The 6782-nt window shown below is 70.6% G+C and carries 7 protein-coding genes; 2 read left to right on the top strand and 5 right to left on the bottom strand.

Annotation, left to right across the window (positions count from 1 at the left end):
* Positions 1 to 83: 83 nt before the first annotated feature.
* Together FrCorBMG51_RS32030 and FrCorBMG51_RS21695 are read right to left on the bottom strand one after the other, a co-directional pair.
* A complete protein-coding gene (locus tag FrCorBMG51_RS32030; protein WP_076844170.1) occupies positions 84 to 593 on the bottom strand; it encodes a pilin in 510 nt (169 codons plus the stop codon).
* Complete coding sequence (locus FrCorBMG51_RS21695; protein WP_047224890.1) at positions 584 to 1489, bottom strand: serine/threonine-protein kinase; 906 nt, start codon at positions 1487 to 1489, stop codon at positions 584 to 586. Before FrCorBMG51_RS21695 ends, FrCorBMG51_RS32030 begins: the two co-directional genes overlap by 10 nt.
* A gap of 488 nt (positions 1490 to 1977) precedes the next feature.
* Between FrCorBMG51_RS21695 and FrCorBMG51_RS28655 the strand changes: the two genes are divergently transcribed.
* On the top strand, positions 1978 to 2862 hold the full coding sequence (locus FrCorBMG51_RS28655) for a hypothetical protein (RefSeq protein WP_076844169.1): 885 nt from the start codon (positions 1978 to 1980) through the stop codon (positions 2860 to 2862).
* Here FrCorBMG51_RS28655 and FrCorBMG51_RS21685 read toward each other — a convergent pair.
* From FrCorBMG51_RS21685 to FrCorBMG51_RS21675, 3 genes are read right to left on the bottom strand one after another with little or no spacing between them, the layout of a single operon-like run.
* Complete coding sequence (locus FrCorBMG51_RS21685) at positions 2778 to 4442, bottom strand: tyrosine-type recombinase/integrase (protein WP_047224867.1); 1665 nt, start codon at positions 4440 to 4442, stop codon at positions 2778 to 2780. The two genes, FrCorBMG51_RS28655 and FrCorBMG51_RS21685, sit on opposite strands and share 85 nt — an antisense overlap.
* A gap of 6 nt (positions 4443 to 4448) precedes the next feature.
* Positions 4449 to 4772 (bottom strand): helix-turn-helix domain-containing protein, encoded by a 324-nt coding sequence (locus FrCorBMG51_RS21680; protein ID WP_047224866.1) that lies wholly within the window; start codon positions 4770 to 4772, stop codon positions 4449 to 4451.
* Positions 4769 to 5779 (bottom strand): tyrosine-type recombinase/integrase, encoded by a 1011-nt coding sequence (locus FrCorBMG51_RS21675; protein ID WP_235433800.1) that lies wholly within the window; start codon positions 5777 to 5779, stop codon positions 4769 to 4771. The genes FrCorBMG51_RS21680 and FrCorBMG51_RS21675 overlap by 4 nt, the downstream gene beginning before the upstream one ends.
* Positions 5780 to 6048: 269 nt before the next feature.
* Here FrCorBMG51_RS21675 and FrCorBMG51_RS28650 point away from each other — a divergent pair.
* On the top strand, positions 6049 to 6782 hold a 734-nt coding region (locus tag FrCorBMG51_RS28650), incomplete at its 3' end, for a DNA methyltransferase (protein ID WP_052914927.1).

Genomic DNA, 6782 nt, shown 5'->3' with positions numbered 1-6782 from the left:
AGCCGGCGGGGAGCCTCGGTCCGGCCGGCCAGTGGCACGCCGGGCATCCCCCGGCAGGAGCGGAGAGTGGGGGTGGTCATCGTCTACGCCGTCCCAACGAGCGCTTTGAGGATCTCCACGGCCAGCGGGGCGAGAGCGGCCAGGCCGTAGCCCCAGCCGGCATGTTTGAACGCGTCCTTGGCCTTGCCGACCTCACCGGGCTCGCCGCCGGAAAGGATGTAGCGGACACCACCGACGGTGAGGAACACCGTCGCCAACCCGGCGAGAATCCCCATGATCCAGTTGCGGATGTTGGTCAGGACGGTGGCCGGGTTGGGCGCGACCGGCGGCGGGGGCGGGATCTGCTGCGGCGGCACCTGCTGGGCGAACGCCACCACCGCGGCGAGCACAAGGATCAGCACGACGAGCAGCGCGACGGCGACCGCGCCGCCGCCGTAGCGTCGGAGCCGGCGCCGGCGGCACGCGCTCCCCGGCAGCCCGTGCTGCCGGGGGCCGGCCCGCCGTGCCGCGGCACGCGCGTCCCGGCCGGTGCGGGCCGTCGTCGGGACGTCGCGCCTGCGCGCGCGGGGGTGGCGCGGGAGGGTCAGACGCATGCGGGCACCCCCACACGGCGACGGGCGGCAGCGTTGGGAGCGCTCTGCCGCACCCCCCGATCGGTGACGGGCTGTGACTGTCCGGTGGGGGTGGTGGCGGTGGTGACCGGGCGGGCGGGGACCGGATCGTCCGGGTCGGTGGGGGTGGCGGGGTCGGTGAGGTCGGCGGCCAGGCGGCGTTCGGCGTGGGCGCGCAGCCGGGAGGCGGCCCGGGGCGGCATGCCGTGACCGGCCGCCCAGGCGCTGACCGGTGTGCTGTCCAGCCGGGTCGCGGCGATCAGGTCCGCCTCGGTCGGGGTCAGGACCCCGCGGGCGACCGCGCCCACCAGCACAAGATCGGGATGTCCGGTGGTGGACCGGTGCGCCCCGCCGCGGGAGTCGAACAGGTCCGGGTCCGGATGCGGTGCGGCCAGCGTCTGGGACACGGCGGCGAGGCCGGCCCGGTACGCCGCCCACCGCAACCGCACCATGATCCGCGGCAGGTCCAGGCGGACGGTGGCCAGCGCGGCGACGAACCCGGCCACCACCTCGGCGTGGATGTCGGCCGGGTCACCGGGGGCGTGGGCGGACAGCCGTCCGGCGACCGCCGCCAGCGCGGGCAGCGCCATCCCGGCGCAGCCCACCGTCCACGCCCCACCATGCGCGCGGGACCGGCGGACCACCTCCGCCCAGGCCGCGTCCCGCAGGGCCTGCGGGCAGCGGGCGGCCAGCAGCCGGTCGCGCAGCTCGTCCAACGGCACCGGCCGGTCCGGCAGACCGGGAAAGGCACACCCGTCCACCGCGAGCGGGGCCGGACCGGCGACCAGCAGGGCGAAGCAGTCCCGCACCGTATCCAACGGCCAGACCGCCGCTGCATCGAGATTCAGCGGTCGGGGTGCATGCGTGTCGTCATTCACGTTCGCCGTCCTTATGTCGTCGGAATCGACACACACAAGGAAGCCGTACCGTCGCCAGCGAAAAGCCAGAAAAATCTTCCAGAAACACCGGTATGATCTTTACGGTTGACGGATGAGGGCGCACAGGATGATCGCTGGCATGCTGCGACGCCCCGTCCCGCGAACCCCGTCAGCCCTGGCGGAAGAGTGCCACTGGCCTGCGGTTTTCAGCGAACGCTGGCAGCATGCTGGCATCGGCGCGGACACCGGTCGCATCCGTCCCGCGCTGCCAGCACCCGCTCCGGAAAAATCTCGGAAAAAGTTTCGGCTCCGGATCACGGCCGGCTGCCAGCATCATGCTGGCACCGCTTTGTACGCGGACGCTGGCACCGTACCCGAATACCAGCAAGGAAAATCTTGAAAAAAGTTGGCGGGTGACGCGCCGAACGGCCCCGGAAAACCGGTCTCTTCTTACGACGGCATGCACACGTCGACAAGGAGACCCACCGATGCCACCGCCTCCCCACCACGGCCACGACCCGGACACGCCGGTCACGGTGTGGCCGTGCCCACCCGCCCGGCAGCAAGAACACGGGCCCGCGCCGTCCTGGCTGGGTGCGGCCGTCACCCGGACCGCTGCCCTCTACACCCAGCCGGGCCAGACGGTCCTCCTGCTGGCTCCACCCGCCGGGAACCCGGTGCCGATGCCTGGTTCCCGCGCCGGGGAGGACGCCGCGGGCCGGCATCCCTTCGATGATCTGCCGCAGGCCGCGGAGGCGCTCCTCCGCCTTGGACGGCGGGTACGCACCCGGACCGCCAGCCCGATCCGCCGACCACCCGGACACGAGGAAAACCCGACGTCCCCGTCCGGACCCGGACTCGACCGCCACCATGCCGCCGGCGGGCGAACCGGACCGGGACCGGCCGACCGCGGACCGGACCGCGCCGACCTGCTCGTCACCGCGGTCATTCCGACGGCCAGCGGCTGGGTCCACCAGGTGGCCTGGGACGCGCTGCTCACCCCGACCGGCATCCTCGCCGTCATCACCCACGGTGACCGCAGAGGCGGGCGGTTTGTCGACCCGACCCCGCTGCTCGTGGACACGGCCTGGCGGGCCGGGCTGGTCCTGGCCGACCGGATCGTGCTCGTGGAGATCCCACTGGACAGCGACCACCCAACCGTCGATCTTTCTCATGGGCTGCTGCCGCCTCCGCTGACTGGATGTGGGGCCACCCGCCGGGTGCACTCCGATCTCCTGCTGTTCACGCCAGCGGAAACCTGCGCGAGTTCAGAGAAATTGAGGTGTTCTCAGCCCGAACCCAAGTGTCGGTGTGGCTCGCCGTCCGGTCTGGACGCTTGGGTTCGCGGTGACTCGAGCGGGTCGGTCTCGTGAGGGCGCGCCAGGAGGTGGCGTGCGTTGTCTGCGTAGCGGATCGCGGTGGTGTCGCTGACGCCGAAGACTGCCGCGACGTGCAGGGGGTCGGCGCCGGAGGTGAGTGCTTCCTCGAGCTGCCGGTCGATGCGCAGCCGTTCGAGGGTGGCGGGCAGTCCGCGCAGGGGTCGGGCGAGGAAGGGGTAGCTGACGGGTCCGAGTCCTCCGGCGGTGCACGGGCTGATGATCAGGTGCCGGTTGGCGGTGTTCGGCCAGCGGGTTCGGCGGTGTTCCAGCCAGGCCAGCAGGGTCTGGTGGGTGAGGTCGTCGAGGGGCCGGGCGTGGCCGGCGATGGTGATGCGGCGGTTGCCGAGGTCGACGTCGTCGAGTTGCAGGGCGCGGATCTGTCCGACGCGGGCGGCGTGGATGGCGGCCAGGGCGACGAACAGGCGGCCGTGCACGGTGGTGGTCGCTGCGAGGGTGCGGGCGAGTTCGTCTGGGCGCAAGGGCTGCCAGACCGGGTCGTCCCGCTGTGGGACGTGCAGGTGGACAGCGGGATTGCGGAAGATGATGTTCGTGCGTTTCGCCCACGCGAACAGCGACCGCAGGGCTGTGGTGGCCTTGTCGCGTGGGGAGCCGGTCAGCGTGTCGAGGTAGGCGATGACGTCGTCGCGGGTGATTTCACGCAGGTGGTCGTAGCGGGTCGACCAGGTCGTCAGCGCGGGCCGGATGGCGTGCAGGTAGTTGCTGACGGTGCTCGGGGTTCGGGCCCGGTTTCGCGGGCCGCCGTTCCGCAGCGTCGTGGCCCAGGTATGCGTGTCCCTGCGGATCGCTGGGGCGAGCCCGTCGAGTTCGGCTCGCAGCCACCGGTCAAAAGCCTGTTGCCGATCGTCGAGGACGACACCCATGACGGTGAGGATTTCGATGGTGTCGTCGATGTTCGTGGAGTGCTCGGCCACGGTCTCGTAGAAGTCGCTGACGCGGATCAGTTCTCCGTCGGTGTGCCCGGCCAGCAGCATGACCAGGGTCCGTTGCATTCCGCCTCGGACGAATGGCCCCCAGCCCCTTCTTTCGGCGAGGTTGTGGGCGATATACAGACCCCAGGCCAACCATGGGTTGTCGGGCGCCGGTCCTCGGCGCAGGTCGAACTGTCCGTACCGGTAGCGCCGACGGATCACGTGGTCGGAAAACGCCGGCTGGATGTAGCGGATCGTGGGCCGGCACGTGGGTGGTGGCGGGGGTTTTCGACCGGTCTCGTCGAAACGCCGCGGGGCCGTGTGGGTATCTCGGTAGCCGGCCATATCCGCGAAGAACAGCTGATGATGGCGAACCAGACGGACGTGGGGGATCAGCATTTTGTAGGTGCCCGTCGTGCGTTCCAGCCGTGCCTGACACCAGCACAACCGGCAGAACCCCTTCTTCAGTGGCTCGCGGCGGCGGCAGGCACCGCATTCGCCGACAGGATGGTCATAGCGGGGTGCAATGAAGTCGTAGCAGGCCCGGCACAGCCCTCGCCGGTAGGGCAGGCCCCAGGCCAGGCAGGAGGCACAGCTGGTCGCCGTCCTGGCGATACTGGCGTGCTGCCTGTCGGGTGGCGTCATACCCGCTCAGGTCGGCGGGAGCGAGCGGCCGTCACGGCGACGGGGTACCACCGTGGCGACGGAACTGGCGGCGGCGGTCCGTGGCGGCTCGACCTGACCCGGTCGCGTCACCTTCGCTGGCTCGGGTGTCAGCAGTTCACCGATCTCGCAGTTCAGCACGACGCAGATCACGTCAAGATCGTCGAGTTTGAGGGACACGGGCTGTCCCGACCACAGGCCCGACATCTTTCCCGCCGAAATAACCAGGCCGTGTTCGGCCAGCGCCCGCTGCAACTCGGACGCCTTCCAGATGTCGCGTTTCGCGGCGGCAAGCCGCAGATTCCATTTCACCGGATCAGCCCTTCCAGTCGCTCGGCGGCTCGTTCCTGCCCGGCTACCCAGGCGTCTTCGATGCGAGTACGGTGCACATGAACATAGCGCATCGTCGTGGCTACCCAGGAATGCCCGAGCATTTCTTGGATCGAGATGAGATCGACGCCATTCAGATACAGCTGGGAAGCGCAGTAGTGACGCAGGACGTGTGGAGTAAGTCTATTTTTCCATGTTGGCAGGTGCTCGGCCGCAGCGGCGGCCAGCCCGGAACGCAGCGCGTCATAGCCGACACGTGCGGGCGACCCGTCGACATTACGCCGCTCGGAGGGGAACAGCGGAGCGCCGTGACGGGTGTGGTCCGCGTCGAAGTGGCCCCACACGTCCTCGATGTACCAGCGCAACGTCCGGCCCGCGCGATTGATCAGCGGCACCATTCGTTCCCGCGGCCCCGAACCGTACGCGCCCTTGCCGTGACGGACATGGAGCTTGCCGAAGCGGCCCAGCTCCCATCGGACGTCCGCGAGATCCAGCGAGCGGGCCTCGTTCACCCGCAGCCCCACCTCCGCCATCAGCCGCGCCGCGGTGTAGTTGCGAGCGCTCGGAGCGAACTTCCGGCACGTCGCCAATTCTCGCGACCAGCCGGAGAACAACTCGGCTATCTCGCGGTCGACAGGAGGAATCCGCAGTCTGGCGTCTTTGCTTCCACGCGGCCGGTTCATCTCGTCCAGCGGACACTGAACAACGCGTCCGGTCATCCGGTGGAGCTCAACCTTGTGGCGCAACTCCACAAACTCGAAGTACGTGCCCAGCGCCGCCGCCCTGGCCAGCCGTGTTCCACTCGGCGAACCCCGCAGCACCCGACCGAAATAGGCGTCTGCGTCGGCCGGCTCCATCTCCCACAGCGCCCGGCCGAACCACGACCGGATCTGTTCCAGGTTCCCGACGTCGCTGCGGATCGTCCCGTCCGTCAGCCCGGCCGACGAGCGGGCGAGCACGAACCCCGCGAGCACGTCTGTCTCGAACATCGCCAACTCGTCGGCAGACGCCGCCGATGGCCGCTGGTCCCGCAGGTCGCGAACCACAGCGAGCGCCAACCCCAGCCCCTCACCTTCACCCGAACCATCGAGAGAGCATCCGACGTGAGGAACCTTCAGGAAAACCGAAGCCATGTCAACGAGGCGCGCCGGGTCATGGCGAGTCGGAACCGCCTGGTCAGGGGCAACACCGACCACAGACCACAAGCGAACCCCGGTGATGTCGTACTAATTTCCGTGGCCGGGACGGGGCCAGAGCGGTGATCCCCGAACCGGCCGGCGGGCCGACCGGCCGCAGGTGGCTGTCGGTATGGCCGACCGGCCAGCACGACCTGGCACACCAGCTCACCGCAGGGGGCTACCTGCCCGCCACCACTGCGGACACGGCGGCGATCCCACCGGCCGTGGCCGCCCACGCGATCGCCGCCTACACCCGGCCGGGGGACACCGTCTACGACCCCGACTGCGGCGCCGGCACCGTCTGCGTCGAGGCGCTGCGCGCCGGTCGGCACGCCGTCGGGCTGACCGGCGATCCCGGCTGGTGGGACCTGGCCCGCGGCAACCTCACCGCCGCCAAGACACGCGGTGCCCCCGGAGACGGCATGGTCCTCGACCAGTCGCCGTCGGCCCGGTCCTGGACCGGACTCGTCCGCCCGGTGGACCTGGTCCTGACCACGATCCGCCCACCCGGTCCCGGGCACGGGACCGCCTGCCCGTCCGGGGACGGTCCGGACTTCTCCAAGGGCGGCCCGGACCGCGCCGGGTCGGACCAGGTGCGCGCCGCGCTGTCCGGTCTCCCGGCGGTGACACGCCCCGGCGGCCGGCTTGTCGTCGTCCTCCCGCCCGACCTCCGCGGCGCCGGACGGGTCGACCTGGCCTCGCTCGTCCTGGACGCCGGGCGCGGGATCGGGCTCGTTCCCGTGGAGCGGTGCGTCGCGCTCACCACCGCCCTGCGCGGCGCCACCGTGGCCATCCCCCCGGCCCGGCCCGCCGG

Origin of the sequence: Protofrankia coriariae, from assembly GCF_001017755.1 — a bacterium.
Classification (GTDB): Bacteria; Actinomycetota; Actinomycetes; order Frankiales; family Frankiaceae; genus Protofrankia; species Protofrankia coriariae.
The sequence above is the reverse complement of the archived record's forward strand: the minus strand, read 5'-3'. Positions and strand labels throughout refer to the sequence as shown.